We start from the raw sequence: 26,382 nt of genomic DNA on the forward strand, positions 1-26,382 counted from the left end.
CGAAGAGAAGTCCCTCCCATGCAACGCAAACGCTTCATCCATACCCTGGCCGCGCAACTGGTGGCCGTCAGCGCCGCCATCGCCGGCCTGCCCGGCCTGGTTCAGGCCCAGACACCGGTCGACCTGCAGTTCTACTACCCGGTCGCCGTCGGCGGCCCGATCGCCAAGACGATCGACGGCTTCGCGGCCGGCTTCATGAAGGAAAACCCCGGCATCAAGGTCAGCCCGATCTACGCCGGCACTTATCAGGAAACGATCGTCAAGGCGCTGACCGCGCACAAGTCCGGCACGCCGCCGGTCACTTCAGTGCTGCTGTCGACCGACATGTTCACGCTGATCGACGAGGACGCGATCGTGCCCTTCGACGACTTCGTGAAGACGCCGGAGGACAAGGCCTGGCTCAACAGTTTCTACAAGGCCTTCATGGCGAACAGCCAGACCGGCGGCAAGACCTGGGGCATTCCGTTCCAGCGCTCGACCGTGGTCATGTACTGGAACAAGGAACTGTTCAAGGAAGCCGGCCTCGATCCGAACAAGCCACCGACGACCTGGGCCGAACTCAAGGACGCGGCCGCCAAGCTGACGAAGAAGGACGCGAGCGGCAAGGTCGTGCAGTACGGCGTGCAGATTCCGTCGAGCGGCTTCCCGTACTGGCTGTTCCAGACGCTGACCACACCGAACGACACGCTCCTCGCGAACGACGCCGGCACGCAGGTGAAGTTCGATGACCCGAAGGTGATCGAGGCGCTGCAGTTCTGGGTCGACCTGGGCAAGTCCGGCGTGCATCCGGCCGGCGTCGTCGAATGGGGCACCACGCCCAAGGACTTCTTCGAGAAGAAGGCCGCGATCATCTACACGACCACCGGCAACCTGACCAACATCAAGGCCAACGCGAAGTTCGACTTCGGCGTCGGCATGATCCCGGGCAACAAGCGCAAGGGCTCGCCGACCGGCGGCGGCAATTTCTACATCTTCAAGAAGTCGACGCCGGCTCAGCAGGAAGCGGCCTTCAAGTTCGCCAAGTGGATCACGCAGCCCGAGCGCGCGGCGCAATGGAGCATGGACACCGGCTACGTCGCCGTGTCGCCGGCCGCCTATGAAACCGACACGCTCAAGAAGTACGGCAACGACTTCCCCGCAGCGCTCGTGGCGCGCGACCAGTTGCCGGTGTCGGTCGCGGAGTTCTCGACGCACGACAACCAGCGCGTGACCAAGGCCCTGAACGATGGCCTGCAGGCCGCGCTGACCGGCACCAAGCCGGCCGCCCAGGCCATGCAGGACGCGCAGAAAGAAGCCGACCGCATCCTTCGCAGTTACAGGTAACTCGCCCCCAGGCTGCGGCGCACTCCGTGTCGCCTCCGCCAACCCCCTACCGGGGGCAACACCAGCGGCCCGGCAAAGCCGGTTCCGCGGTGTTTCACGAAAGGATCCTGTCGACATGAATGGTCGTGGTCATAACCATGCCGCCTGGCTGTTGCTGCTGCCTGCACTGCTCATCCTGCTGGCCTTCACGCACTGGCCGACGGTCGCCACGCTGATCCACAGCTTCCAGTCGACGCCCAAGGGCGGCCGGCCGCCGCTGTGGGTCGGCCTGGAGAATTACCAGGTCATGCTCGACGACCCGGTGTTCTGGCAGGCGGCCGTCAACAACCTCTGGTTCGCGGCGGCGACCATTCCGTTGTCGATCGGCCTGGCGCTGGCGATGGCGCTGTGGGTGAACGAGCGCATTCCCGGCCGGACCTTTCTGCGGATGGCGTACTTCACGCCCACCGTGCTGCCGATGATCGCGGTCGCGAACATCTGGCTGTTCTTCTACACGCCGCAGTACGGCTTGCTCGAACAGGTCTCGGGCCTGTTCGGCCTCCCTTCGCACAACTGGCTCGGCGACCCGCGCACCGCCCTGGCCTGCGTGACGCTGGTCGCGGTATGGAAGGAAGCCGGCTTCTTCATGATCTTCTACCTGGCCGCGCTGCAGTCGCTCAACCCGAGCCTGCGCGAAGCGGCCGCCATCGAAGGCGCGTCGCGCTGGTTCTTCTTCCGGCGCGTGCAATGGCCGCTGCTGATGCCGACCACGCTCTTCGTGCTCATCAACTGCGTGATCAACGCCTTCCGCATGATCGACCACCTGTTCGCGCTCACGCGCGGCGGGCCCGACAACGCGTCCACGCTGCTGCTCTATCACCTGTACGAGGTCGGCTTCAAGTTCTGGGACACGGGCTACGCGTCGGCCATCACGGTCGTGCTGATCGCCGCACTGGTGGGCGTCACCCTGCTGCAGTTCTTCGTTCTCGATCGCAAGGTGCATTACCAGTGAGCTCACGACGCATCGCCTACAACGCGCCGACCTGGATCGATACGGCAGCAGCCTGGCTGCTGGCGCTGCTGTGGATTCTCCCGCTGGTCTACACGCTGTGGACCGCATTCCATCCGTCCGAGTACGCGGCGCGGCTGGCACTCGGCGCACCGCTCACGCTGGACAACTTCGCACGCGCCTGGGACGCCGCGCCCTTCGCACGCTACTTCTTCAACACGACCGTGCTGGTCGTGATGATCCTGGCGGCCCAGCTCGTGCTGAGCACGCTCGCCGCCTATGCGTTCGCGCGCTACGAATTCCCCGGCCGGAACATCGCCTTCGCGCTGGTCCTGGTGCAGCTCACCGTGATGCCCGACCTGCTGCTGGTCGAGAACTACCGCACGATGGCGCAGCTCGGCATCGTCGATTCGCTGTTCGCCATCGGGCTGCCCTACTTCGCGTCGGCGCTCGCCATCTTCCTGTTGCGCCAGACCTTCCTCGGCATTCCGAAGGAGCTCGACGAGGCCGCACGGATGGAAGGCGCCAGCGCGATGCAGATTCTCTGGCGCGTCTACGTGCCGCTGGCCCGCCCGATCTACGTGGCCTTCGGGCTGGTGTCGGTGAGCTACCACTGGAACAACTTCCTGTGGCCGCTGATCGTCACGAACAGCGTGAACGCCCGTCCGCTCACGGTCGGGCTGCAGGTGTTCTCGTCGGTCGACCAGGGCATCGACTGGTCGATCATCACGGCCGCGACGCTGATGACGTCGGCACCGCTGCTGGTCGCCTTCCTGCTCTTTCAACGCCAGTTCGTCCAGAGTTTCATGCGCGCGGGGATCAAGTGAAAGATCGCATATGCAAGCGCGCGATCGTTCCTTCTTGCCGCGGCACGCATCGCGAACAATCGTTCGCGCATGACAAACACCATCTCCCCATCTTCCGACACGACCCATCCATGGGGTGCGCCGCCCAGTTCCCGCTATGAAGCATTGGCCGCGCCGCTGCGCCCGGTCTTCGCGCGCATTCGCGAGGGCGCGGTCGAGCGCGATCTGACTCGGCGCCTGCCGCACCAGGAAATCAACTGGCTGCGCGAGGCCGGCTTCCCGCGCATACGCCTTCCCCGCGAATTCGGTGGCCAGGGCGCGACGCTCACCGAACTCTTCGGCCTGCTGGTCGAACTGGGCGCCGCCGACACCAACGTGGTCAATGCGCTGCGCGCGCATCTGGGCTTCGTCGAAGACGTGTTGAACTCGCGCGAGCAGACCTGGCGGGCACGCTGGCTCGACAAGCTGGCGCAGGGCGATCTGATCGGCTCGGGTGCGTCCGAAGTGGGCGAAGCCAAGGTCGGCAGCTTTTCGACCCGGCTGCGGCGTGACGCGCGCGGGCTGCGCCTGGACGGGCAGAAGTTCTACACGACGGGCTCGCTCTTCGCCGACTGGATCAACGTGGTCGCCGACGACGATGCTGGTGAGGTGGTCTACCTCCAGGTGCCGCGTTCGGCGCCCGGCGTCGAAGTGGTCGACGACTGGAACGGCTTCGGCCAGGCGCTGACGGCCAGCGGAACCGCACGCTTCGTCGACGTGGCGGTCGATCCGGAATGGATCAACCCGGTGAATACGCGCTTCCCTTACGCCACGCCCTTCTTCCAGCTGGTGCACCTGGCTTCGCTGGCCGGCATCGGCCGCGCGCTCGCCGACGATGTGGCCGAACGCGTTCGCCAGCGCGAGCGCTCCTACAGCCACGGCAATGCAGCGCGCGTCTCGGAGGACCCGCAGATCCTGCAGGTGGTGGGCCGTGTGCGTGCCGCAGCCTTCGGCGCCGGGGCGATCGCGCAGCTGACCGCTGCTTCGCTGCAGCGCAGCCTGGAAGCCAACACGCGCGACGACGCGAGCCCGGAAGAGCGCGAGCGCGCCAACATCGAAGCGCACGTCGAAGTCGACCAGGCGGTGAGCGTCATCACGCGGCTGGTGCTCGAGGCGAGCACCGAGCTCTTCGACGCGCTGGGCGCCTCCGCTGCGCTGCGGCCCGCCGGCCTGGACCGCTACTGGCGCAATGCGCGCACGATCTCCTCGCACAACCCGCGCGTGTACCGCGAACGCCAGATCGGCGCCTTCGCGGTCAATGGCACGCCGCCGCCCACGTACTACCGCGTCGGCAAGGCCTGAGACCGCGAGAGCGGACGCGTCAGCCGGCAGGCGGCGCCGTCATCCAGCACAGATCGGCGAACATGCGGGCATCCGTCCACTCTCCCGATCCGAGAAGGCAATGGCGCCATCCGCACCGCACGATCTCCTGAACACCCTCGCCGGCCCACGCATACGGCTGCGGCCCCTGCAGGAAGAAGATGCCGATGCGCTGGTGCGCGCGGCGTCGGACGGCCGGCTGTGGGAGCTGCCCTTCACCGTGGTGCCTTCCGCAGAAACCGTGGCGGACTATCTGCGCCAGGCGATCGCCGGCCGGGAGCACGGCAGCGTGATGCCCTTTGCCACCGTGCTGGCCGACAGCGGCGAAGTGATCGGCTCGACCCGCTTCTGGAAGATCGACCACAAGAACCGGAAGCTCGAGATCGGCAGCACCTGGCTGGCCGCCCGCTGGCAACGCAGCTTCGTGAATACCGAGGCCAAGTACCTGATGCTGCGGTATGCGTTCGAGACGCTGGGATGCGTGCGCGTGCAGTTCACGACGGACGAGATCAACACGCGCTCGCGCAACGCCATCCTGCGCCTGGGTGCCCGGCAGGAAGGCATCGTGCGGCACGAACGCATCATGCCGGACGGCCGCAAGCGCAACTCCGTGCGCTTCAGCATCATCGACGACGAGTGGCCCGAGGTGAAGGAAAGGCTGATCGCGCTCGGCTGACCGCGGCTGAATGCAAGCGTTCAGGGCGACAGGCGCATGCTGGACGTCAGCGCCTCGGCCTCCACCGCGCAATCGGCCGCCGGTCGCACACCGTTGCTGCGCGCAACGGCCACCTCGTGGCGGGCCGCATCCAGTTGCGCCACGAAGGCCGGATTGCCGTGCAAGCGGGCCACGGTCGCCGCACCCACCAGGCGACCGGCTTCGATGTCGCTCTTCCAATGCACGCCGCAGATCGCACGGCTCTGCGAGTAGGCACGACCACGCTGCAGGATGGCGTCGCTGCGTTCCGGCGCGACCTCGGCCAGCACCAGCGCCCAGGTCCAGCCCACGGACGCATGGCCCGAGGGATAGGAGCCATCGGTTGCGAGCGAGGCTTCGTCGCCCGGCGTGCAGCTCGCCGCCTGCAGGGTGACGAAGGGCCGAGCCCGCTTGTAGTGGTCCTTGGCCGCATAGGGCGCAAGACTCGCATCGCCTTGCGTTCGACGCATCAGCATCGCCAGGCTGGGCATCCGCGTCGCGGAAATCTCCACGCCCAGGGCGCAGGAAAACGCGCCGAGCGCTTCGGGATAAGCGTGCTTCGCGTCCTGCCTCGCCAGGTTCCCGCGTGGGGTCGGCTGCAATGCCGTGAGTTCGACGAAGCTGGCACGGTCGTCCGCGAACGCGGCGCTTCCTTCGGCCGGTGGCGCAGGCAGCAGCGCCAGGCTGTCGGGCAGTTCCGAAGGCGCCAGATAGCCCTTGAGGACGCCATAGCCGGGCCAGATCTCGCCGACTTCGGCCGGGTCGGTCGTCGGTGCCTTTCCTGCGGGGCCCGCCGCACAGGCCGTCAAGACAGCCGCGAGCACAGCGGCCCCTGCAACGCATGCCGCCCGGGCGACGACTGCCCCGTCCTTCGAACACATGGCCGTTTTCTTCATTCACATCCTCGAGAAAAGGTCAGTCTAGACGCCGGACGCCATCCTTCTGCATCGCTGGAAAGGCGTGCGATGAAGACCTCATTTGCTTACTTGGACAAAGTCGTTTGCCGATGCGGCCTCGACCGGTAACTTGGCGGCCGCGATTCGACGGCCGCGCCGTGGATCGCGCCCTCACGCGCCTTCCCATGACAGCAACATCCCCGCCTCGCCAACTCCACCTCAACGTCAACGCCTGGCTCTCGGGCTTCGCGGCCTCGGCCTGGTGCACGCCGAACAGCGACCCACGCGCCTTCACCGATGTGCAGCACTACGTCCGCATCGCGCGCATCGCGGAAGCGGGCAAGTTCGATGCGGTCTTCCTGGCCGACAGCGTGTCGACCGACGGTCTCGGCACCGGTCCGGTGACCGCGCTCGAACCGACCGTGCTGCTGGCGGCCATGGCCGGCGCCACCTCGCATGTGGGCCTGATCGCCACGGCCTCGACCAGCTACAACGAGCCCTACAACATCGCGCGCCGTTTCGCGACGCTGGACCTCATGAGCGGCGGCCGCATCGGCTGGAACGTGGTGACCACGGCCGACCCGGGCTCGGCGCGCGCCTACGGCCTGGACGCCGTGCCCGACCACGCGACGCGCTACCGCCGCGCGGCCGAGTTCACCGGCATCGTCAAGTCGCTCTGGAACAGCTGGGACGACGAGGCCTTCATCGGTGACAAGGCCGGCGGCCGCCTCGTCGACCTGGCCCGGCTGCATCCGACCACGCACCGCGGCGAGTTCTTCGCGGTGCAAGGCACGCTCGGCCTGCCGCGCTCACCGCAGGGCCAGCCGGTGCTGGTGCAGGCCGGTGGATCGGCGGACGGGCGCGAACTGGCGGCACGACACGCCGAGGCCGTGTTCTCGGCCTCGCAATCGTTCGACGAAGCGCTCGCCTACGCCCGCGATCTCAACCAGCGCGCCGAGGCGCACGGACGCGGCAAGAACGCCATTCGCGTGTTCCCCGGACTCGGTACCTTCCTCGGCGGCACCGAGGCCGAGGCACGCCGCCGGCACCGCGAGCTGATCGAACTGATCCCGCTGGAACAGAGCCTGGGCCGCCTGGCCGCCCGACTCGGCGTTCCGCCCGACCGGCTCGCGCTGGACGACCGGTTGCCCGACGACCTGCCGCTGCCCAACAACGGCAACGGCGGCCACACCTTCTTCCATGCGATCGTCGGCCGGGCACGGCAGGGGCGGCTCACCGTGCGCCAGATCCTGCGCGAACTGGCCGGCGGCGGCGGGCACCGAGAGATCGTGGGCACACCCGAGCAGGTTGCCGACGACATCGCGCACTGGTTCCATGCCGGTGCCGCGGATGGCTTCAACCTGATGCCGGGCGTGCTGCCCGACGGACTGCAGGAGTTCGTGGACGAGGTCGTGCCGCTCCTCCAGCGGCGCGGCATCTTTCGCACCGACTACGACGGCAGCACGCTGCGCGGCCATCTTGGCCTGGCGCGGCCCGCGCACGCCGCAGGACTCCCGCAGCCTGTGCGCGTCGCCGCCTGACACGTCCGGAAAGAAAGCGCTCGATTCTCGGAACCCACGAATCCAGGGTTCGCAAGCCATGCCAGGCATCGCCACCGACGTCCTGGTCGGCGCGCGTCACCGCCACGACTTACATATTTGTTGAAGACAATGTTTCGCTGATACATCAACGAGCTCATGGGTCTATGCAAGTTGTGACTTGGAACACGCAGTGGTGCTGCGGCCTCGATGGCCAGGTGAGCGTGCAGCGCATCGTCGAAGGCGCACGTGCCATGGCCGATTTCGACGTGCTGTGCCTGCAGGAGATTGCCTCGGGCTACGCGCACATGCCCGGCGCGCCAGGCGACCAGCCGGCCGAACTGCAGGCGCTGCTGCCCGGCTTTCAGTTGTTCTTCGGCGCCGCAGTCGACGAGTTCGATGGCCAGGGCCATCGCCAGCGCTTCGGCAACCTGATCGCAACGCGCCTGCCCGTGTTGCAGGTGCAGCACCATGCACTGCCGTGGCCGGCCGACGCGGGCGTGCGCAGCATGCCGCGCATGTGCACCACCGTGACCGTGCAGGACCCGTCGCTCGGCGCCGTCCGGCTGATGACGACGCATCTCGAGTACTACTCGCGCGTGCAGCGCATGTCGCAGGCCTGGGCCCTGCGCGAGCTGCATGCGGAAGCCTGCGCACGCGCCGCGGCGCCGCCGCTGGACGACGACAGCCGGTCGCCGTTCCAGCGCAAGACGCACACGCCGCATGCCATCCTCTGCGGTGACTTCAATCTCGGTCCGGCCGAACCCGAGTACCTGGTGCTGCAGCGGCCGTTCCCGGTCGAAGACGCGCCCAGCGCCACACCGGCCGCCCACCAGAGCCTGCACGATGCCTGGCCGCTGGTGCACGGCCGGACACCGCATGCGCCGACCTTCCGACTCTTCGATCGCCAATACGGCCCCGAGCCGGTCGCCTGCGATTTCGTCTTCGTCAGCGACACGCTCGCACCGCGCGTGCGACGCGTCGAGGTCGACGGGCAGACGCGCGCCTCGGACCACCAGCCGGTGTTGGTCGAGCTTCGCTAGGCGGCGTGACGGGCGCACACAGCGCCCATGAAAAAGCCGCGACGACGCGCGGCTTCCCGGTCAGCGGCGCACTCGCGACATGGCGAGCGACATCGCGAGTGCGCGCAAGCTCAGCGCTCGATCGTCAGCGCCACGCCCATGCCGCCGCCGATGCACAGCGATGCGATGCCCTTCTTGGCATCGCGGCGCTGCATCTCGTGCAGCAGCGTCACCAGGATGCGGCAGCCGGACGCACCGATCGGGTGGCCGATGGCGATGGCACCGCCGTTCACGTTGACCTTGTTCACGTCCCAGCCCATCTCGCGGTTCACCGCGCAGGCCTGCGCCGCGAAGGCCTCGTTGATCTCGAGCAGGTCGAGGTCGGCGGCCTTCCAGCCGGCGCGCTGCAGCGCCTTGGTCGAAGCCGGCACCGGGCCCATGCCCATGATCGCGGGATCGAGACCCGCCGTCGCATAGCTCGCGATGCGGCCGAGCGGCGTGAGGCCGAGCGACGCGGCCTTCTTGGCCGTCATCACCAGCACTGCCGCCGCGCCGTCGTTCAGGCCCGACGCGTTGCCGGCCGTCACGCCACCGGCCTTGTCGAAGGCGGGGCGCAGGCCGGCCAGCGCTTCGGCCGTGCTCTTGCGGTTGATGAACTCGTCGGCATCGAAGACGAGCGGGTTGCCCTTCTTCTGCGGAATGCTCACGCCGACGATCTCGTCCTTGAACCTGCCGGCGTCCTGCGCGGCAGCGGCCTTGGTCTGGCTGCCGAAAGCCAGCTCGTCCTGCGCGGCGCGGCTGATCTCGTACTTCTTGGCCACGTTCTCGGCCGTGATGCCCATGTGGTACTGGCCGTAGACGTCCCAGAGGCCGTCGACGATCATCGTGTCGACCAGCTTCCAGTCGCCCATGCGCTGGCCGTTGCGGGAGTTCGGCAGCACGTGCGGCGCCAGGCTCATGCTTTCCTGGCCACCGGCGACCACGATCTCGCTGTCGCCGGTGGCGATCGCCTGTGCCGCCAGCATCACGGCCTTCAGGCCGGAGCCGCACACGGCGTTGATGGTCAGCCCCGGCGTCTCGCGCACGATGCCGGCTTTCAGCAGCGCCTGGCGCGCCGGGTTCTGGCCGACACCGGCGGTGAGCACCTGGCCCATGATGACCTCACCGATCTGGTCGACGCCCACATTGGCGCGACGCAGCACTTCCTTGATGACGGTGGCGCCCAGTTCGGTGGCCGGGATGCCGGCGAGCGATCCGCCGAACTTGCCGACGGCCGTGCGTGCGGCCGAAACGATGACGATGTCTTCCATAACGATCTCTCTGTGTTGCTGACGCGAAAGGCGTCGGTTGTCTTCAGGCGCGCACCTTGACGTAGCGGCCCGGTGCCGGCTCGGCAGCCTTGTAGCGGCGCGCCTTGCCGTAGGTCTTGGGGGCGGCGATCAGCTTGCCGCCGTGCCCCTTGAGCCAGTCGGACCAGTCGGTCCACCAACTGCCCGGATGCTCGGTCGCGCCAGCCAGCCATTCTGCCTGCGCGGCCGGCAGCCGGCCGTCTGCGCGGATCCAGTGGCTGCGCTTCTTGTTGGCCGGCGGATTGATCACGCCGGCGATGTGGCCCGACGCACCCATCACGAAGCGCCGCGGCCCCGACAGCAGCTGCGTCGAGGCGTAGGCGCCGCCGATCGGCACGATGTGGTCTTCGCGCGAGCCGTAGATGTACGCCGGCACGTCGATCCGGCCGAGGTCGACCTTTTCGCCGCAGACCGTCACCGCGTCCGGCTGGGCCAGCTTGTTCTCGAGGTAGGTGTTGCGCAGGTACCAGGCGTAGAACGGGCCCGGCAGGTTGGTCGCGTCGCTGTTCCAGTAGAGCAGGTCGAAGGGTGGCGGCGTCTCGCCCTTGAGGTAGTTGCCGACGACGTAGTTCCAGACCAGGTCGTTCGGCCGCAGGAAGCTGAAGGTCGAGGCCAGGTCGCCGCCGGGCAGCATGCCGCCCTTGCCCATCTGCAGTTCGCGAAACGCCACCATCGGCTCGTCGATGAAGATGTCGAGGATGCCGGTGTCGCGGAAGTCGAGCAGCGTGGTCAGCAGCGTGACCGACGCCGCGGGCTTCTCGCCGCGGGCGGCCAGCACGGCGAGGGCGGTGCTCAGGATCGTGCCGCCGACGCAGAACCCCAGCGTGTTGATCTGCTCGGTGCCGCCGATCTCCTGCACGACGTGGATCGCCTTGATCGCGGCGTTCTCGATGTAGTCGTCCCAGGTGGCGTCGCGCAGCGAGTCGTCGGGATTGCGCCAGCTCACGACGAACACCCGGTGCCCCTGCGACACCGCATAGCGGATCAGCGAGTTCGTCGGCTGCAGGTCGAGGATGTAGAACTTGTTGATGCAGGGCGGCACCAGCAGGAACGGCCGCTCGTGGACCTTGGCCGTGAGCGGCTTGTATTCGAGCAGCTGGAACAGTTCGTTCTCGAACACCACCGCGCCTTCGGTCGTCGCCACGTTGCGGCCGACCTCGAACGCGCTTTCGTCGGTCATGCTGACATGGCCCTGCTGCATGTCCTTCAGCAGGTTCTGCATGCCCTTGGCGATGCTCTCGCCCTGGGTGTCGAGTGCTTTCTTCTGTGCGTCGGCATTGAGCGCGAGCGAGTTGCTGGGCGCGGTGGCCGCCATCCACTGCTCGACCGCGAAACGCAGGCGCGCGCGGGTCTTCGCATCGGTTTCGACGGCATCGACCATGCCGAGCAGCGTGCGCGCATTGAGCAGGTACGCAGCCGCGGCGAAGGACGACATCGGGTTGCTGTGCCAGGCTTCGGCCGCGAAGCGCTTGTCGCCCGCAGGCTTGGCCGCAAAGCCCTGCTGCCAGAGTTCGGCGGCATCGGCCAGGTACTGGTCGCGGATGCCATCGAGCTTGTCCTGCGCGAACGAGAACTTCGGCATCTGCGGCGGCGCGCCCCAGGCACCGGCACCGGGCATGTCCGCATTCATCGATCGGAAGGACTCGAGCGCCTTGCCCCATCCCTGTGTCAACGCCTGCTGGAACGGCGCAAAGGCCTCTGCCATCTTGGCCTGCTGTGTCATGGAGTCTCCTGTTCCTCGCCTGGGTCTGGACTGTTTTTGAGTATGCTGCATTCGTCTGACGCCCACAACGCCGAAACCTCGTTTCTCCCTCTATTTCAACCCCGTTCCAACCCTGGTTCCGCGCCCATGTACATCGTCGTGATCGGCTGGCTTTACGTGGCCTTGATGATGGCCGTGGCCGAAGCCACGAACACCACCGGCACGGTGCTCGGCGCGATCGTCACTTTCGTTCTGTACGGTTTGGCGCCGATGGCGCTGGTGCTGTACCTGCTGGGCACGCCCGCCAGGCGCCGCGCGCTGAAGGCGCGGGAACTCGCGGCACAGGAGGCCGCACGCCGCAGTGCGGCTTCAGGCCAGCCAGATGCAGGCAGCGAAGCGCCCGCTGAGCCGGTCGCGCCGGTGGGAAAAGAAACGTAGCGGATTGCGCACGGTGCACCAGGCGTCGCTGCCGTCATTGCCATGGATCTGCGTCACGCCCGCTGCATGCAGGCGTTGCCGGGCGAGTGCAGGCAGATCGGCCCACCACTTGCCTGGCGAACCGGTCGGCCGGAAGCAGGCCGCCGCTTCGGCGGATCCGGATTCGAATGCGGCCTTGACCTCGTCGCCGACCTCGAAGGCGTTCGGCCCGATGCACGGCCCGAGCCACGCCATCGGCTGCGCGCCAGCCCGGTCGAAACTGGTCAGCGTCTGCTCCAGCACGCCCGCCGCCAGGCCGCGCCATCCGGCATGCGCCGCCGCCACGCGTGCGCCCGAAGCGTCGGCGAACAGCACCGGCAGGCAGTCGGCCACCATGATCGTGCAGGCCACGCCCGGCCGCGTCGCCGTGCACGCATCGGCGACGGTGCCATCGGGCGTCGGCAGATCGAGCATGGCCACCGCGGTGCCGTGCACCTGCTGCAGGAACACGGGATCTGCGCCCATCGCCTCGCGCAGCCGCGCGCGGTTGGCGGCGACATGCGCCGGCCGATCTCCCACGTGATCGCCGAGATTGAAACTGTCGTAAGGCGCCGCGGACTGCCCGCCGCCGCGCGTGGTGCACAGCGCGCGCACGTTCGGCGGCGCAGGCCAGTCGGGCGTCAGCCAATCGACCGATGCAACTGATGCAACCGATGCGACCGCCATCAGGCTTCGACGTCCGGACAGCGCGACGGATGGGCGCGCTGGAAGGCATCGAGCTGGCTCGCGGCCTCGTAGGCCGCCATGGTCCGCGGGAAGGGGCTCAGGTCGCAGTTGAAGCGCTGGGCATTGAAGATCTGCGGCACCAGGCAGCAGTCGGCCAGCGTGGGCGTGTCGCCGTAGCAGTAGCGGCCCGTGGGCAGCAGCGCGAGTTGGCGCTCGAAGGCGGCCAGGCCTTCGCCGACCCAGTGGCGGTACCACGCGTTCTTGGTCGCATCGTCGACCTTGAGTTCGCGCGTCAGGTATTTCAGGACGCGCAGGTTGTTGACCGGGTGCGTCTCGCAGGCGATGACCTGCGCGAGCGCACGGACGCGGGCGCGGCCCAGCGGATCGGCCGGCAGCAGCGCCGGCGCCGGATGCAGCTCGTCGATGTATTCGATGATGGCCAGCGACTGCGTGAGGCGCGCGCCGCCATCGGCTTCGTCCTCCTCCAGCAGCGGGACCAGCAGGTCCGGCGACAGCGCCGAGAACGGTTCGACCAGGTGCTCGCCGCGGGCGATGTGCACCGGCACGTAGTCGTAATCGAGCCCCTTGAGGTTCAGCGCGATGCGTACGCGGTAGGAGGCGGACGACCGGAAGTAGTTGTGCAGCTTCATCATGCGGCGAGCATAGCGCCGTCACGTCGATGCAGCATCGGCCCGCGCCCTCTGGCACACTGCCGTTCTCGCTTGAAAAAAGGACCGAACGCGATGTCTCCCGAGTACGTTTTCCCCCCGCCGGCCGTGGTTTCCATTCCGGTCGCCGGCCAGAAGGCCCGTTTTCCGGTGCACCGGATCTACTGCGTGGGCCGCAACTACGAAGAACACGCGAAGGAGATGGGATTCACCGGCCGCGAGCCGCCCTTCTTCTTCATGAAGCCGGCCGATGCACTGGTCGTGGTCGATGACGGCGCCACGGGCGAGATCAGCTATCCCTCGCTGACCAAGAACCTGCACCACGAGATCGAACTCGTGGCCGCGATCGGCACCGGCGGCAAGGACATCTTGGCAGCCGACGCGCACAAGCATATCTTCGGCTACGCCGTCGGCCTGGACATGACGCGCCGCGACCTGCAGAACGACATGAAGAAGCAGGGCCGCCCCTGGGAAATCGGCAAGGCCTACGAACAAAGCGCGCCGATCGGCCCGATCGTCCCGGTCGCGACGGCAGGCGACGTCGAAAGCGCCGAGATCTCGGTGCAGGTGAACGGCACGGACCGCCAACGCAGCACCGTGGCCAAGCTGATCTGGAACATCGCCGAAACCATCGAGCACCTGTCGGCCGCCTGGGAGCTGCAGCCGGGCGACCTGATCTACACCGGCACGCCCGAAGGCGTGGCCGCGGTGGTCGCCGGCGACACGCTGGTCGGCGAGGTCAAGGGCCTGCCGGTGCTGACCGTCAAGGTCGTCTGAGCGAGAGCACCCTTGCACGTCCCGATCAAGCATTGCAAGAACTGCGGCACGGCGGTGGTCTACCGCGTGCCGGACGATGGCGACACCAAGGAACGGGCGGTCTGCCCGGCCTGCCACACCATCCACTACGAGAACCCGCTGAACGTCGTCGGCACGATTCCCGTGCTGGGCGACCGGGTTCTCCTGTGCAAGCGCAACATCGAGCCGCGCTGGGGCAAGTGGACGCTGCCGGCCGGCTTCATGGAGTTGAACGAGACGACGGCGCAGGGCGCAGCCCGCGAAACCGACGAGGAAGCGGGTGCCGAGTACGAACTCGAGGGCCTGTATTCGGTGATCAGCGTGGTGCGGGTCGGGCAGGTCCACCTGTTCTATCGCGCGCGGCTGCTCAGCGACAAGTTCGACCCCGGTCACGAGACGATCGAAGCGCGGCTGTTCACCGAAGAAGAAATTCCGTGGGAAGAGATCGCCTTCCGCACCGTCAAGGAAACGCTGGAGCACTACTTCGAAGACCGCCGCCGCGGCAGCTTCGACCGCGTGCACGAGATCGACATCGCCTGAGGACTCCATGACCCATCGCCCGGCCTTCCTGGCCCTGTTTTTCTGCTGCATCGCCTTCGCCACCCTGGCGCGGGCCGAACAGGTCGGCGAGGTCGACACCGTCTTCAAGCTGATCGGCCCCGATCACAAGATCCTGATCGACGCGTATGACGACCCGAAGGTCGGCGGCGTGACCTGCTACGTGTCGCGCGCCAAGACCGGCGGCGTGAAGGGTGCCTTCGGCCTGGCCGAGGACAAGGCCGAAGCCTCGATCGCCTGCCGCCAGGTCGGTCCGGTGTCCTTCACCGAGCCGCTGCGCCAGCGCGAGGAGATCTTCAGCGAGCGCCAGTCGATCATGTTCAAGCGCCTGCGTGTGGTGCGCATGGTCGACCCGAAACGCAACACGCTGGTCTACCTGACCTATTCCGACCGGCTGGTCGAGGGCTCGCCGCAGAACAGCATCACGGCCGTGCCCGTCGACCGCGGCACGCCGATCCCCGTGAAGTGAGCCGATGACGGCGGAGAGCAAGGCACCCGGCAACGCGATCCTCGAGCTCTATCGGGCGCTGTGGCACTACGCCGCCGGCGCGCGGCGCGAATTCATCGGCGCGACCGCGCTGCTGACCAGTTCGCAGCTGCTGCGGCTGACCATGCCGTGGCTTGCGGCGCAGGCGATCAACGCACTGCAGACCGGCAGCTTCGACGGCGCGGGCCGGTGGATCGCCGCGCTGGGCGGGGTCTACCTGCTGTCCTGGCTGGTGCACGGGCCGGGACGCATCCTGGAACGCAACGTCGGCCTGCGCGTGCGCGAGTCGCTGGCCGACGACCTGTACGGGCGCATCGCCGCCGCGCCGCTGGCCTGGCACGACGGCCACCATTCGGGCGAACTGCAGCACCGCGTCCACCAGGCGAGCAAGGCCTTGTCGGACTTCGCGCAGAACCAGTTCATCTACCTGACGAACGTCGTCAACTTCATCGGGCCGCTGGTGGCGCTGGCGCTGCTGTCGCGCACCAGCGGCGCGCTCGCGATCACCGGCTACGTGGTCATCGCCGCGATCATCCTGCGCTTCGACCGCGCGCTGATGCGGCTGGCGCGCACCGAGAACGACGCCGACCGCCGCTATGTGGCCGCCCTGCTCGACTTCCTGGGCAACGCGTCGACCGTGATCGGGCTGCGGCTGTCGGCCGCCTCGCGGGTGCTGCTGCACAAGCGGATGCAGGCCATCTCGCTGCCGCTCAAGCGCACCGTGGTGCTCAACGAGGGCAAGTGGTTCACGGTCGATGTGCTGGGCCTGACGCTGACCTGGGGCCTGGTCGTCATCTACGTCTGGCAGTCCCGCACGCCGGGCCAGGCCGTGCTGCTGGGCGGCGTGTTCATGATCTACCAGTACGCGCAGCAGGCCGCCGGCGTGGTGTCGTCGATGGCCGCCAACTTCCAGTTCTTCGCGCGCATGCACACCGATTACGGCAGCGCCGCGCCGATCTGGGACGCGCCGTCGCGGACCCGGGCGCCGGGCGACGAGCGCATCGACGTCGGCGCCGATTGGCAGGCGCTCGAAGTGCGCGGACTCGACTGGAACTACCGTCCGCGCGGCGCGCCGACCGGCACCGAAGGCGGCCAGCGCAGCGGGCTGCACAACGTCGCGCTCGACCTGCGCCGCGGCCAGCGTGTCGCGCTGGTGGGCCCGAGCGGCGGCGGCAAGAGCACGCTGCTGCGCGTGCTGGCCGGCCTGTATGCACCGCAGGGCGGCACGCTCGCCTTCGACGGCGTCGCCGCACCGTGGCCGCAACTGCGCCATGTCGCCACGCTGCTGCCGCAGGAGACCGAGGTCTTCGAGGCCAGCGTGCGCGAGAACCTGAGCTTCGGCGAGCCGGTCGACGACGCCGCGCTGGACGCCGCGCTGCACGTGAGCACCTTCGACGAGGTGCTGAAGGCCACGCACGGCGATCTCGACACGCCGCTGTCGGAGCGCGGCTTCAACCTGTCGGGCGGCCAGCGCCAGCGGCTGTGCCTCGCGCGCGGCGTGCTCGCGGCGCAGGGCAGCACGCTGCTGCTGCTCGACGAACCGACCAGCGCGCTCGATGCGGGCACCGAGGCACGCGTGCTGGAACGCATCGCACAGGCGTTTCCCGAAGCCTGCCTGATCGCATCGATCCACCGGTTGAGCCTGCTCGACCGCTTCGACACGGTGGTGCTGATGGACGCGGGCCGGGTGGTCGATGCTGGGCCGCGCGACGCGGTGCTGGCACGCCAGCCGCTGCTGCAGCGGCTGGTCGCGCCGGCCGGCCAGGCGCCCACGCCGGGAACCTGAACCCGCAACAGCCTTCCAAGTGCCATGCAAGCCAGACACACACGCACCTCACTCCCGCTGATCCGCACCGGTCTGATCGCGCTGGCGGTCGCCGGACTTGCCGCCTGCACCACCACGCCGCCACGTGGCGCATCGGGCCAGGCGGCACCCAGCGCGAACCCGACACGGCCGCAGCAGCAGTTCATCCGGCCCGCAGCGGGTGCGACCATCGCGCGCTTCAACGGCCAGGGCAACAAGGGCATCGACATCGGCGGCAACGCTGGCGATCCGGTGCGTGCATCGGCCGACGGCCGGGTGGTCTACGCGGGCGGCGACATGCGCGGCTACGGCAACATGATCATCGTGAAGCACAACGAGACCTTCCTCACGGCCTATGCGCACAACCGGAAGCTGCTGGTCAAGGAACAGGACGTTGTGCAACAAGGCCAGCAGATCGCCGAGATGGGCAGCAGCGGCACCGACAAGGTGAAGCTGCACTTCGAGATCCGCAAGCAGGGCACCGCCGTCGACCCCGAGCCGTACCTGAGCGGGCGCGCGCGCTGACGCTGCAGACGCGACGACATATCGATGTCGCCGCGGGCCACGCCTGCCATGCGTGGCCGGAGAATGTCGGTCTCTCGAACTCGCGCGGAGCCCACAGGCCCGCACGCCCAGATCACGCCGCATGACAAATCCAGCGCCACCTTCGCCACCCCTTCCCGCCGATCTGCTGCAGGCGCTCCGCCAGAAGACGCCGCTGCTCTGGCTCAACGCCGACGCCGCTGCGGCCGATCTGCCCATCAACCCGTCCCCCGCGGACATCGAGCCCGCACGCGCGCGCCTGGCGCGCTGCGCCGGCCTGCTGCAGGCGCTGTTCCCCGCCTTGGCCGCCACGCAGGGGCGCATCGAATCGCCGTTGCTGCCCTTGGCCAAACTGCAGGCGCGGCGCGGCAGCGATCCGGCCAGGGACGGCACCTGGCTCCTCAAGGCCGACCATGCATTGCCCGTGGCCGGATCGATCAAGGCACGCGGCGGTTTTCATGAGGTGCTCGCCTTCGCGGAGTCGGTCACGCTGCGGCACGGCCTGATCGGCGACGGCGACGACCGCACCGCGCTGGCGTCCCCGGCCGCACGCGACTGCTTCGCGCACTACACCGTCACGGTCGGCAGCACGGGCAACCTGGGCATGGGCATCGGACTGATGGCGGCTGCGCTCGGCTTTCGCGCCGTCGTCCACATGTCGACCGACGCCAAGGCCTGGAAGAAAGACCGGCTGCGGCGCCACGGCGTGCAGGTCGTCGAGCATGCGGGCGACTATGCCGAAGCGGTGGCGGCCGGCCGCGCCGCCGCGCTGGCCGACCCGCACACGCACTTCGTCGACGACGAACATTCGCTGCAGCTCTTTCTCGGCTATGCGGTCGCGGCGCAGGAACTCGCTGCGCAACTGACAGCCGCCGGACGCCAGGTCGACGCCGTGCATCCGCTGTTCGTCTACCTGCCGTGCGGGGTCGGCGGCGCACCCGGCGGCATCGCGTCCGGGCTGAAGGCGCTGTTCGGCGAGCACGTGCATTGCTTCTTCGCGGAACCCGTGGCCTCGCCGTGCATGCTGGTCCAGCTTGCGGCAGGCACCGATGCGCCGGTGTCGGTGTACGACATCGGCCTGGACAACCGCACCGAAGCCGATGGCCTGGCCGTGGGCCTGGCATCGCCGCTGGTCGCACCGCTGATGGCGCGCCAGCTGGCCGGCGTCTACACCGCCAGCGATGCGCAGCTGTTCGACGCGCTGCTCGACCTGGTCGACAGCGAAGGCATCGAGCTCGAGCCCTCGGCTGCAGCCGGCATTCCCGGCCCCGGCTGGATCACCGGCTCGGACGCCGGCCGACGCTACCTGCGTGCACACGGCCTCGATGCGTACTTGCCGAACGCCACGCACGTGATCTGGTCGACCGGTGGTTCGTTGGTGCCGGCCGAGGCCCACGCGCGCTTCCAGGCCGAAGCGCGGCGGCTGCGCGGCGCCGGCTGGCTGGACGACCTTGCGCGCGCCACCTGGCCCGCGCCCGCATCGCCCGGCATGCCGCTGGCGGCCGTCGACACGCCCGCGCTGGTGATGGACCTGGACGCCTTCGAGCACAACCTCGCACGCATGCGCGACATGGCCGCCGCTGCCGGCGTGTCGGTGCGGCCGCACGCCAAGGCGCACAAGTGCCCGTCGATCGCGCTGGCGCAGATCGCGCACGGCGCGGTCGGCATCTGCTGCCAGAAGGTGAGCGAGGCGCTGCCCTTCCTGCAGGCCGGCGTGCGCGACATCCACATCAGCAACGAGACCATCGCCGGGCCGAAGGTCGACCGGCTGGCCGAGATGGCGCGACACGGCCGCTTCAGCATCTGCGTCGACGACCTTGCGCAGGTCGACGACCTGGCGCGCGCGACCGCCGCGGCCGGCAGCACACTGCGCGTGCTGGTCGAGATCGACATCGGCCAGAACCGCTGCGGCGTGAGCGATGTCGCATCCGTCCTGATGCTGGTCGACGCCATCGCGGCGCACCCGCAACTGCGCTTCGGCGGACTGCAGGCTTATCACGGCGGCCTGCAGCACCTGCGCGGCCATGCCGAGCGCCGTGATGCCGCCCGGGGCGCCAGCGAACGGACCGCGGCCTTCGTCGATGCGTTGGCGCAGCGCGGCATCCGCTGCGAAACGGTCACCGGCGGTGGCACGGGCAGCGTCGAGTTCGACCTCGAGAACGGCGTCTACACCGAGCTGCAGCCGGGCTCGTACGTCTTCATGGACGCGGACTACGCGAAGAACGAGTTCGCCGCGCCGAGCCGCTTTGCGCACAGCCTGTTCATCGCGACGCAGGTGATGAGTCGCACGCACGCCACGCGCGCGGTGGTCGACGCCGGACTGAAGTCGATCGCGGTCGATTCCGGGCTGCCGACGGTCCAGGGCGGGCGCTTCGTCTACACCGCGGCCAACGACGAACACGGCATCCTGCAGTTGCCGGACGACGGCTCGGCGCCGCCCGCGCTCGGCAGCCTCGTGCTGCTGGTGCCGGGACATTGCGACCCGACGCTGAACCTGCATGACGAACTGGTCGTGTTCCGCGATGGCCGTGTCGAAAGCCTGTGGCCGATCGCGGCGCGCGGGCTGAGCCGCTGAGCAGGCGCCGCACCCGGCGGCTCGACGACGGGGCCTAGCCTCGCGCGATGCGCTTGGCCATGCTCCAGCGATGCACTTCCGACGGGCCGTCGTAGACCCGGAAGGCGCGCATGTCGCGGAAGATGCGCGCGACGATGGTCTCGTCCGACACGCCGCTGGCGCCCAGGATCTGCACCGATCGATCGACCACGCGCCACTCGGCCTCGGAGCACAGCACCTTGGCCTGGCTCGACTCGTGGCGGCCCTTGCCGCCCTGGTCGAGCACCCACGCGCAATGCCAGATGGCCAGGCGTGAGACGTGCAGGTCCATCTCGTTGTCGGCCAGCATGAAGCCGACACCTTCGTGCTCCACCAGGGGCTGCCCGAAGGCGTGGCGCCCGCGTGCATAGGCACTCGCGGCGTCGTGCGCGCGCCGGGCGGCGCCGAGCCAGCGCATGCAGTGCGTGAGTCGCGCGGGCGCCAGCCGCACCTGGGCATAGCGAAAGCCCTCGCCGAGGGCACCCAGCACGTCGGTCGCCGGAACGCGCAGGCCGTCGAAGCGGACCACCCCATGGCCGCCGGTGAAGCAGCTGTCGAGCGCATCGATCTGCCGCTCGACCACGATTTCCGGCTGGTCCATGTCGGCCAGGAACATCGTCGCGGTGCCGTCCTCCATGCGCGCCATGATGATCGCGAAGCCCGCACCGGTGGCGCCGGTGATGAACCACTTGCGGCCGGTGATCACGTAGTGGTCGCCGTCGCGCACCGCGACGGTCTGCATCATCGAAGGGTCCGAGCCGGCACCGGGCGGCGGCTCGGTCATGCAGAAACAGGAACGCACGTGGCCGTCGATCAGCGGCTGCAGCCAGCGCTTCTTCTGCTCGGCCGTCGCGACCACTTCCATCAGATGCACGTTGCCTTCGTCGGGCGCATGGATGTTGAGCGCGACCGGGCCGAGCGGCGAGTAACCGGCCTCCTCGAACACGATCGCCTTGTCGACGTGCGACAGGCCGAGACCCCCGTGTTCCTTCGATGCATGCGGCGTGAGCAGGCCATGGCGACGAGCGCGCGCCACCAGGTCGTCACGCAGTTCTTCCGCGGGTCCATGCGAGGACTGGCGCGGGTCCGACTCCATCGGAATCACCTCTTCGGCGATGAAGCGCCGGGTGCGTTCCTGCAATTCCGACTGTGCGGGGCTGAGACTGAAATCCATGGGACCTTCCTTGAACGCATCGCTGAGATGCGCGTGATGAGAGCAAGCGTCGGATCGTGCCGCGCGGGCGGCGCCACGGCAGTCGTGAACGAGACATCAAGCAGCGCCCCCATGGCAGCCCGCACGCAACCTGACTGGCGCATTCAGGGTCGTTCAGGCTCATTTCAGTTCCGTTCACTACGCTCAGGCCATGGTTTCAGCCCGCCTGCGTCGACGCATCACCTCCAGCCTCATCGGCTGGTGTGTCTGGGGCATTCTGCTCGCGGCGCTGCAACCGTTCATCGCGACCCACTTCCGCCAGGACGGCTGGGAAGACGAGCCGGGCTTCCGAATCCGAAGCGTGAGCGCGACGGCCGAATTCGAGCCCGACGAGCGCAGCGACCACGCCAACTGGCACGAGACCACGCTCTTCGTGCCCGCGGCCGCGAACATCGATCTGCCCAACGCGCTGCAGCATGGGCTCGACCGCCTGCTGGCGCTGGTGCTTGCCGCACTGCCGCTCACGGTTCTGCTCGCCATGCTGATGCCGCGCGCGACACAGCCATTGCGCATCCGGCGCATTCCCAACCCGAGCGGCGCACCGCCGCCTGCGGCCTGCTGGCGCCGGCAGCCGCCTTCGCAAGCCCCTCCCTCGATGCACTGACCCGCGGCGCCGAACGGCGTCGACCGTTCCTGCTGCGCATGGCGCTGCAGGCGACCTTGTCGTGCTCGAGAGATTTTCATGAACCACTTTTTCAGGGTGCCGCACGGCGCCCGGACGGACTGCGGCCGTCTGCCGTCAACCCGCGTGCCCACGGCGCCACGAACCGTGTGGAGGTCGCAGTGAGAGCACTGGACCTGATGCTGTTCGGATGGATCGGTGCAGGCATGCACCCGACGCCGTGGCTGTTGCCGCCCGCCATCGCCATCGCCAGCCAGGGCGCCTGGATGAGCGTGCTGATCCTGGCGTGGGCCGCGTGGCGGCATCCCGCCGATCGCGTGTACCTCACGGGCACGCTGGCCGCCTGTGGGGTGACGGCCATGCTGGTCCACGCCCTCGCTGCGGCGATCGATCTGCCGCGCCCCTTCATGCTGGGACTGAGCCCGCCCTACCTGCCGCACGGTGCGCGCGGATCGTTTCCGAGCGCGCATGCGGCGGTGATGTCGACGGTTGCGGCGATCCTGCTGATGCGCCCCACGTTGCGCCGGGTCGGCATGGCCGCTGCAGCCGCCGCCGCGCTGACGGGCTGGGCACGCATCTACGTCGGCGTGCACTTTCCGCTCGACATCGTCGGCGGCGTGGTGCTCGCCCTGGCCATCGCCGGTGTGTTCCAGGTCGCGCGCCAGTTGCTGCGGCAATGGAGTGCGGCACCTGCAACACCGGCACCCATGGATGTCGGCACGGACGCCGACCCGATCGACCCAAGCTCAAGGAGATTGCCATGAACATGCCATCGAGATCCCTCACGCATGCCATCGACATCGGCCTGCACATGGAACCGCGCCACCTGAGCGCCGCACAGCATCCCAGCGAACGGGTGCGCAGCATCTCGTGCGTGATCCCGTGCTTCAACGAAAGCGGCAACCTGAACGCGCTGCTCTCGCAGCTCGAAGAGGTTCTCGGCGAGACCGGCCTCGACTGGGAAATCATCGTCGTGGACGACGGCAGCACCGACGCGACCGTCGACGTGGCCGCGCAGTGGTGTTCGCTCGCGGGCTTTCGCTGCATTTCGCTGTCGCGCAACTTCGGCAAGGAGGCCGCGCTGACCGCCGGCCTGCAGGCTGCGCGCGGCGACGCCGTGGTGCTGATGGACGGCGACCGCCAACATTCGCCTGCACTCGTCAAGGTGATGGTCGACGAATGGTTGCACGGCGCGCAGGTGGTCCACACCGTGCGGCGCGAACGCAAGGCCGAGACGCCGGCCAAGCGGCTCGGCGCACGGCTCTTCTATCGGCTGATGAATTCCTCGCACCGCTTCAAGCTGGCCGAGGACGCGGGCGACTTCAGGCTGATGGACCGCAAGGTGGTGAACGCGCTCCTCAGCCTTCCGGAACGCACCCGCTTCATGAAAGGGCTCTACGCCTGGGTCGGCTTCCGAACGGTCGCGCTGCCCTACACGCCCGAGCCACGCGCTGCGGGCCAGAGCACCTTCAGTTTTCTTCGCCTGGTCGGGCTGGCCGTCGACGGGCTCACGGCCTTCACCACATGGCCGCTGCGCATGGTGAGCATCGTGGGCGTGCTGCTGGCGGCGCCCGCCTTCGCCTACGGTCTCTTCCTGATCATGAGCCACCTGCTGGTCGGCAACACGGTGTCGGGCTGGACCACCATCGTCGTGAGCCTGATGTTCTTCATGGGCATCCAGATGATCTTTACCGGCGTGCTGGGCGAGTACGTCGCGCGCATCTTCGACGAAGTCAAGGGCCGTCCGCTTTACGTCGTCGACAGCGAATGGGGCGAAGGCCTGGCGGCGGACGAACGATGAACACGCGCCGTCTGCCTCCCCGGGTCCGCACGTGGGGACCCATCTTCCTGCTGTTCGCATGGTTCGCCGCGACGGCCTGGTTTCGAACGCTCACGGCGCCGGACGAAGGCCGCTATGTGGGCGTCGCGCTCGCCATGCTGCGTTCCGGCGACTGGCTGGTGCCACGGCTGGATGGCATGCCCTTCTTCCACAAGCCACCGCTGTTCTACTGGCTCGGTGCCGCATCGATGTCCGTGTTCGGCGTGTCGGAATGGGCGGCGCGCATGCCGTCGCTGCTCGGCGCAACGATGGTCGCCGCGTCCATGCTTCTGTTTCTGCGGCGATGGGCACCGGGCACGGCCACGCCGCGCAACACGGCCGTCGTGCTGGCCACGATGCCGTTCTTCTATGTCGGCGCGCAGTTCGCCAACCTCGACATGCTCGTGGCCGGCTGCATCGGTACCACCGTGCTGCTGGCAGCGCACGCCGTGCTGGCTCAGGAGGCGGGACAACCCTTCCGGGCTGCGCTGGCCGGCGCCTTCGGCATGGCCGCGCTGGGCGTCCTCGCCAAAGGGCTGATCGGTCCGGTGCTGCCGGGTCTGATCTTCTGTCTCTGGTGTGCGAGCACACGCCGGCTCGGCGCCTTGTGGCTGCTGGCCTGGTGGCCCGGCTGGCTGCTGTTCTGCGCGATCGCCCTGCCATGGCCGCTGCTGATGCAGGCGCGCTACCCGGGCTTCTTCGACTACTTCGTGGTGACGCAGCATTTCCGCCGCTTCGCGCAGGCCGGGTTCAACAACGCGCACCCGTTCTGGTTCTATGTGCCGGTGATCGTGGGTCTCACGCTGCCCTGGTTCACGCTGCTGGCCACGGCCGGATGGCGCGCCAGACGCGCGCGCTGGCCGCTGAACGACGTCGACTGGCTGATGCTCATCTGGCTCGCGACGATTCTGGTGTTCTTCTCGATCCCCAGATCGAAGCTGATCGGCTACGTGCTGCCGATGCTGCCGCCACTCGCCTATTTCGTTGCGCGGGCACTGGCGCACGGCTCGACGCTGGCCGCGCGCTTTCCGTCCGCATTCCGCTGGGGCGCCGGCGTGTCCGCGGTGCTCTGTGTCGGGAGCATCGCCGCCGTCGGCCATCTGGCCGTGGCGCCAGCCACACGCGTCGCTTTTCCGGCGGGCCTGCGGATCGCACCATCCGACCAAGTGTTCATGCTCGACAGCTATCGGTATGACGTCCCGTTCTACTGGCATCTGTCGCAGCCCATCGGCGTCATCGCCGACTGGACGCCCGCCGCGGCGCAGGCACGGGACAACTGGCGCAAGGAGCTCTTCGATGCCGGCGTGTTCGATGCCGTCCGCCAGAAGCAGGCGTTGATCTCGCCGCAGGACGTGCGTGCACGGCTCTGCGCTGCAGGCACGAGCTGGGTGATCGGCGCACCGGAAGACGCGAAGTCGACGGCCTGGTTGTCCACGCAGACGCCGGTCGTCACCGAGGGGCCGATCGCCGTCTGGCGGCTCACCTCGGCCAGCGCGGGTTGCACCGAGGCGCCTGCACGGCTGGCAGGGAGCGCGCAGCCATGACCGCATCCGTTGGCCCGCGGCGGCTCTGCATCTGCGCCGACGACTACGGCATGAGTGCCGGCATCAACGCGGCGGTGCTCAATCTGGCGGAACGTGGCCGGATCTCGGCGACGGGCTGCATGGTGTTGCGGAGCGCCTGGAAGGCCGGCGCGCAACGCCTCGGCGCGCTGAGCCCGCTGCTGCTCGACACCGGCCTGCATCTCGACCTGAGCCACCTGCCCGGCCGCGACGGCGCAGACAGCAGCCTCGGCCGACTGATCGCGGCCTGCTACGCGCGCGCAGTCGACCGCACCTGGCTGCGCGAGCAAGTCCGCATGCAACTGTCGATGTTCGAGGACGCCATGGGCCGCGCGCCATCCTTCGTCGACGGCCACCGGCATGTGCATCAGTTGCCGGTCGTGCGCGACATCCTCGTGCAGGAGATGTCGGACCGCTATGCCAGCCAGCCGCCGTGGCTGCGCAGCACGGCGCCGGAACGCACGACACGCTGGCTGCGCAAGCAGGACCTGATCTACGCGCTCGGCGGCCGGGCGCTGCGGCGGCTGGCGCGGCAGCATGCGATGCCGACCAACCGGCGGCTGCTCGGCGTCTATGCCTTCGACGATGCCGTGCCCTACCGGCGCCTCCTGGGTGGCTGGGTCGACGCATGCGCAGACCGCGACGTGCTGATGTGCCACCCGTCGCTGAGCCGGCTGCCGTCGGATCCCATCGCCGAAGCGCGGTGCCGCGAATACCGCGCGCTGAACGTTTTCGATGCTGCGGCATACGCCGCCGAGAGCCGGCCGGTGACGATCTCGCCGCTGTCCCGGATCCTCACGCAAGCCGCAGGCTGACGCGCGGCGGCGGCCGGGCGGTACCATCCGGCTGGCACGCCAAGCCGGACCGGACGTGTCCGAGGCGATCAGCACCGATACGA

25 protein-coding genes and 1 pseudogene are annotated in these 26,382 nt (G+C 68.4%); 20 read left to right on the forward strand and 6 right to left on the reverse strand.

Going from position 1 to position 26,382, the window contains the following annotated elements:
• Window positions 1-18 precede the first annotated feature (18 nt).
• The 5 genes from AC07PZ_RS08615 (at window position 19) to AC07PZ_RS08635 (ending at window position 5,152) form a co-directional block, all read left to right on the forward strand.
• Window positions 19-1,323 carry an ABC transporter substrate-binding protein gene (locus AC07PZ_RS08615; protein WP_495294647.1) on the forward strand — a complete coding sequence of 435 codons (1,305 nt, stop codon included), beginning with the start codon at window positions 19-21 and terminating at the stop codon, window positions 1,321-1,323.
• 115 nt (window positions 1,324-1,438) lie between these two features.
• Window positions 1,439-2,314 carry a carbohydrate ABC transporter permease gene (locus AC07PZ_RS08620; RefSeq protein WP_495294648.1) on the forward strand — a complete coding sequence of 292 codons (876 nt, stop codon included), beginning with the start codon at window positions 1,439-1,441 and terminating at the stop codon, window positions 2,312-2,314.
• On the forward strand, window positions 2,311-3,138 hold the full coding sequence (locus tag AC07PZ_RS08625) for a carbohydrate ABC transporter permease (RefSeq protein ID WP_495294649.1): 828 nt from the start codon (window positions 2,311-2,313) through the stop codon (window positions 3,136-3,138). Before AC07PZ_RS08620 ends, AC07PZ_RS08625 begins: the two co-directional genes overlap by 4 nt.
• Window positions 3,139-3,207: 69 nt before the next feature.
• Window positions 3,208-4,458 (forward strand): acyl-CoA dehydrogenase family protein, encoded by a 1,251-nt coding sequence (locus AC07PZ_RS08630; RefSeq protein ID WP_495294650.1) that lies wholly within the window; start codon window positions 3,208-3,210, stop codon window positions 4,456-4,458.
• A gap of 100 nt (window positions 4,459-4,558) precedes the next feature.
• Window positions 4,559-5,152 carry a GNAT family N-acetyltransferase gene (locus tag AC07PZ_RS08635; RefSeq protein ID WP_495294651.1) on the forward strand — a complete coding sequence of 198 codons (594 nt, stop codon included), beginning with the start codon at window positions 4,559-4,561 and terminating at the stop codon, window positions 5,150-5,152.
• A 20-nt stretch (window positions 5,153-5,172) separates the two neighbouring features.
• On the opposite strand, the gene AC07PZ_RS08640 is transcribed toward AC07PZ_RS08635, so the two are convergent.
• Window positions 5,173-5,979 (reverse strand): acid phosphatase, encoded by an 807-nt coding sequence (locus AC07PZ_RS08640; protein WP_495294652.1) that lies wholly within the window; start codon window positions 5,977-5,979, stop codon window positions 5,173-5,175.
• Between the two features lie 272 nt (window positions 5,980-6,251).
• Here AC07PZ_RS08640 and AC07PZ_RS08645 point away from each other — a divergent pair, with 272 nt between their 5' ends.
• Together AC07PZ_RS08645 and AC07PZ_RS08650 are read left to right on the forward strand one after the other, a co-directional pair.
• Window positions 6,252-7,607, forward strand: coding sequence for an LLM class flavin-dependent oxidoreductase (locus AC07PZ_RS08645; protein WP_495294653.1), 1,356 nt, complete (start codon window positions 6,252-6,254; stop codon window positions 7,605-7,607).
• A gap of 164 nt (window positions 7,608-7,771) precedes the next feature.
• On the forward strand, window positions 7,772-8,647 hold the full coding sequence (locus AC07PZ_RS08650; RefSeq protein WP_495294654.1) for an endonuclease/exonuclease/phosphatase family protein: 876 nt from the start codon (window positions 7,772-7,774) through the stop codon (window positions 8,645-8,647).
• Window positions 8,648-8,757: 110 nt separating this feature from the next.
• Here the strand turns inward: AC07PZ_RS08650 and AC07PZ_RS08655 are convergent, their stop codons facing one another.
• Window positions 8,758-9,936, reverse strand: a complete 1,179-nt coding sequence (locus AC07PZ_RS08655) for an acetyl-CoA C-acetyltransferase (RefSeq protein WP_495294655.1) — start codon at window positions 9,934-9,936, stop codon at window positions 8,758-8,760.
• 43 nt (window positions 9,937-9,979) lie between these two features.
• Entirely contained in the window at window positions 9,980-11,698 is a 1,719-nt protein-coding gene (phaC, locus tag AC07PZ_RS08660; RefSeq protein ID WP_495294656.1) for a class I poly(R)-hydroxyalkanoic acid synthase, read from the reverse strand.
• Window positions 11,699-11,824: 126 nt separating this feature from the next.
• Here phaC and AC07PZ_RS08665 point away from each other — a divergent pair, with 126 nt between their 5' ends.
• Entirely contained in the window at window positions 11,825-12,115 is a 291-nt protein-coding gene (locus AC07PZ_RS08665; RefSeq protein ID WP_495294657.1) for a hypothetical protein, read from the forward strand.
• On the opposite strand, the gene pgeF is transcribed toward AC07PZ_RS08665, so the two are convergent.
• Window positions 12,047-12,820, reverse strand: coding sequence for a peptidoglycan editing factor PgeF (pgeF, locus tag AC07PZ_RS08670; protein WP_495294658.1), 774 nt, complete (start codon window positions 12,818-12,820; stop codon window positions 12,047-12,049). The two genes, AC07PZ_RS08665 and pgeF, sit on opposite strands and share 69 nt — an antisense overlap.
• The gene (gene maiA / locus AC07PZ_RS08675) at window positions 12,820-13,470 is read right to left on the reverse strand and encodes a maleylacetoacetate isomerase (RefSeq protein WP_495295150.1); all 651 of its coding nucleotides are present in this window, start codon (window positions 13,468-13,470) and stop codon (window positions 12,820-12,822) included. The genes pgeF and maiA overlap by 1 nt, the downstream gene beginning before the upstream one ends.
• 93 nt (window positions 13,471-13,563) lie before the next feature.
• Here maiA and AC07PZ_RS08680 point away from each other — a divergent pair, with 93 nt between their 5' ends.
• The 7 genes and pseudogenes from AC07PZ_RS08680 (at window position 13,564) to AC07PZ_RS08710 (ending at window position 20,250) form a co-directional block, all read left to right on the forward strand.
• Window positions 13,564-14,265 carry a fumarylacetoacetate hydrolase family protein gene (locus AC07PZ_RS08680; protein WP_495294659.1) on the forward strand — a complete coding sequence of 234 codons (702 nt, stop codon included), beginning with the start codon at window positions 13,564-13,566 and terminating at the stop codon, window positions 14,263-14,265.
• A 12-nt stretch (window positions 14,266-14,277) separates the two neighbouring features.
• Window positions 14,278-14,823 carry an NUDIX hydrolase gene (locus AC07PZ_RS08685; protein ID WP_495294660.1) on the forward strand — a complete coding sequence of 182 codons (546 nt, stop codon included), beginning with the start codon at window positions 14,278-14,280 and terminating at the stop codon, window positions 14,821-14,823.
• 7 nt (window positions 14,824-14,830) lie between these two features.
• The gene (locus AC07PZ_RS08690; protein ID WP_495294661.1) at window positions 14,831-15,310 is read left to right on the forward strand and encodes a CreA family protein; all 480 of its coding nucleotides are present in this window, start codon (window positions 14,831-14,833) and stop codon (window positions 15,308-15,310) included.
• Between the two features lie 4 nt (window positions 15,311-15,314).
• Entirely contained in the window at window positions 15,315-17,114 is a 1,800-nt protein-coding gene (locus AC07PZ_RS08695) for an ABC transporter ATP-binding protein (protein WP_495294662.1), read from the forward strand.
• 24 nt (window positions 17,115-17,138) lie between these two features.
• Entirely contained in the window at window positions 17,139-17,657 is a 519-nt protein-coding gene (locus AC07PZ_RS08700; RefSeq protein WP_495294663.1) for a peptidoglycan DD-metalloendopeptidase family protein, read from the forward strand.
• A 121-nt stretch (window positions 17,658-17,778) separates the two neighbouring features.
• Window positions 17,779-19,101: pseudogene (dsdA, locus tag AC07PZ_RS08705) on the forward strand (D-serine ammonia-lyase); the annotation flags it as partial.
• Between the two features lie 99 nt (window positions 19,102-19,200).
• Entirely contained in the window at window positions 19,201-20,250 is a 1,050-nt protein-coding gene (locus AC07PZ_RS08710) for a DSD1 family PLP-dependent enzyme (RefSeq protein WP_495295151.1), read from the forward strand.
• Window positions 20,251-20,284: 34 nt separating this feature from the next.
• Here AC07PZ_RS08710 and AC07PZ_RS08715 read toward each other — a convergent pair whose 3' ends face one another.
• Window positions 20,285-21,442: an acyl-CoA dehydrogenase family protein gene (locus tag AC07PZ_RS08715; RefSeq protein ID WP_495294664.1), complete on the reverse strand. Its 1,158-nt coding sequence runs from the start codon at window positions 21,440-21,442 to the stop codon at window positions 20,285-20,287.
• A gap of 190 nt (window positions 21,443-21,632) precedes the next feature.
• On the opposite strand from AC07PZ_RS08715, the gene AC07PZ_RS08720 reads away from it, so the two are divergent.
• The 5 genes from AC07PZ_RS08720 (at window position 21,633) to AC07PZ_RS08740 (ending at window position 26,299) form a co-directional block, all read left to right on the forward strand.
• Complete coding sequence (locus AC07PZ_RS08720) at window positions 21,633-22,085, forward strand: hypothetical protein (RefSeq protein ID WP_495294665.1); 453 nt, start codon at window positions 21,633-21,635, stop codon at window positions 22,083-22,085.
• Window positions 22,086-22,264: 179 nt separating this feature from the next.
• A complete protein-coding gene (locus tag AC07PZ_RS08725; RefSeq protein ID WP_495294666.1) occupies window positions 22,265-22,867 on the forward strand; it encodes a phosphatase PAP2 family protein in 603 nt (200 codons plus the stop codon).
• The gene (locus tag AC07PZ_RS08730) at window positions 22,864-23,904 is read left to right on the forward strand and encodes a glycosyltransferase family 2 protein (protein ID WP_495294667.1); all 1,041 of its coding nucleotides are present in this window, start codon (window positions 22,864-22,866) and stop codon (window positions 23,902-23,904) included. Before AC07PZ_RS08725 ends, AC07PZ_RS08730 begins: the two co-directional genes overlap by 4 nt.
• A complete protein-coding gene (locus tag AC07PZ_RS08735) occupies window positions 23,901-25,466 on the forward strand; it encodes an ArnT family glycosyltransferase (protein WP_495294668.1) in 1,566 nt (521 codons plus the stop codon). Before AC07PZ_RS08730 ends, AC07PZ_RS08735 begins: the two co-directional genes overlap by 4 nt.
• Window positions 25,463-26,299, forward strand: coding sequence for a ChbG/HpnK family deacetylase (locus AC07PZ_RS08740; protein WP_495294669.1), 837 nt, complete (start codon window positions 25,463-25,465; stop codon window positions 26,297-26,299). Before AC07PZ_RS08735 ends, AC07PZ_RS08740 begins: the two co-directional genes overlap by 4 nt.
• The last annotated feature ends 83 nt before the right edge of the window (window positions 26,300-26,382 follow it).

The organism is Variovorax sp. GW821-FHT10B04 (genome assembly GCF_059415645.1).

Coding starts and splice junctions, on each gene's coding strand:
- AC07PZ_RS08720 (WP_495294665.1), top strand. CDS start 21,633: ATGGTTTCAGCCCGCCTGCGTCGACGCATCACCTCCAGCCTCATCGGC.
- pgeF (WP_495294658.1), bottom strand. CDS start 12,820: ATGGCGGTCGCATCGGTTGCATCAGTTGCATCGGTCGATTGGCTGACG.
- AC07PZ_RS08630 (WP_495294650.1), top strand. CDS start 3,208: ATGACAAACACCATCTCCCCATCTTCCGACACGACCCATCCATGGGGT.
- AC07PZ_RS08690 (WP_495294661.1), top strand. CDS start 14,831: ATGACCCATCGCCCGGCCTTCCTGGCCCTGTTTTTCTGCTGCATCGCC.
- AC07PZ_RS08740 (WP_495294669.1), top strand. CDS start 25,463: ATGACCGCATCCGTTGGCCCGCGGCGGCTCTGCATCTGCGCCGACGAC.
- AC07PZ_RS08700 (WP_495294663.1), top strand. CDS start 17,139: ATGCAAGCCAGACACACACGCACCTCACTCCCGCTGATCCGCACCGGT.
- AC07PZ_RS08715 (WP_495294664.1), bottom strand. CDS start 21,442: ATGGATTTCAGTCTCAGCCCCGCACAGTCGGAATTGCAGGAACGCACC.
- AC07PZ_RS08620 (WP_495294648.1), top strand. CDS start 1,439: ATGAATGGTCGTGGTCATAACCATGCCGCCTGGCTGTTGCTGCTGCCT.
- AC07PZ_RS08645 (WP_495294653.1), top strand. CDS start 6,252: ATGACAGCAACATCCCCGCCTCGCCAACTCCACCTCAACGTCAACGCC.
- AC07PZ_RS08655 (WP_495294655.1), bottom strand. CDS start 9,936: ATGGAAGACATCGTCATCGTTTCGGCCGCACGCACGGCCGTCGGCAAG.
- AC07PZ_RS08730 (WP_495294667.1), top strand. CDS start 22,864: ATGAACATGCCATCGAGATCCCTCACGCATGCCATCGACATCGGCCTG.
- AC07PZ_RS08615 (WP_495294647.1), top strand. CDS start 19: ATGCAACGCAAACGCTTCATCCATACCCTGGCCGCGCAACTGGTGGCC.
- AC07PZ_RS08650 (WP_495294654.1), top strand. CDS start 7,772: ATGCAAGTTGTGACTTGGAACACGCAGTGGTGCTGCGGCCTCGATGGC.
- AC07PZ_RS08735 (WP_495294668.1), top strand. CDS start 23,901: ATGAACACGCGCCGTCTGCCTCCCCGGGTCCGCACGTGGGGACCCATC.
- AC07PZ_RS08695 (WP_495294662.1), top strand. CDS start 15,315: ATGACGGCGGAGAGCAAGGCACCCGGCAACGCGATCCTCGAGCTCTAT.
- AC07PZ_RS08635 (WP_495294651.1), top strand. CDS start 4,559: ATGGCGCCATCCGCACCGCACGATCTCCTGAACACCCTCGCCGGCCCA.
- phaC (WP_495294656.1), bottom strand. CDS start 11,698: ATGACACAGCAGGCCAAGATGGCAGAGGCCTTTGCGCCGTTCCAGCAG.
- maiA (WP_495295150.1), bottom strand. CDS start 13,470: ATGAAGCTGCACAACTACTTCCGGTCGTCCGCCTCCTACCGCGTACGC.
- AC07PZ_RS08710 (WP_495295151.1), top strand. CDS start 19,201: ATGGACCTGGACGCCTTCGAGCACAACCTCGCACGCATGCGCGACATG.
- AC07PZ_RS08680 (WP_495294659.1), top strand. CDS start 13,564: ATGTCTCCCGAGTACGTTTTCCCCCCGCCGGCCGTGGTTTCCATTCCG.
- AC07PZ_RS08665 (WP_495294657.1), top strand. CDS start 11,825: ATGTACATCGTCGTGATCGGCTGGCTTTACGTGGCCTTGATGATGGCC.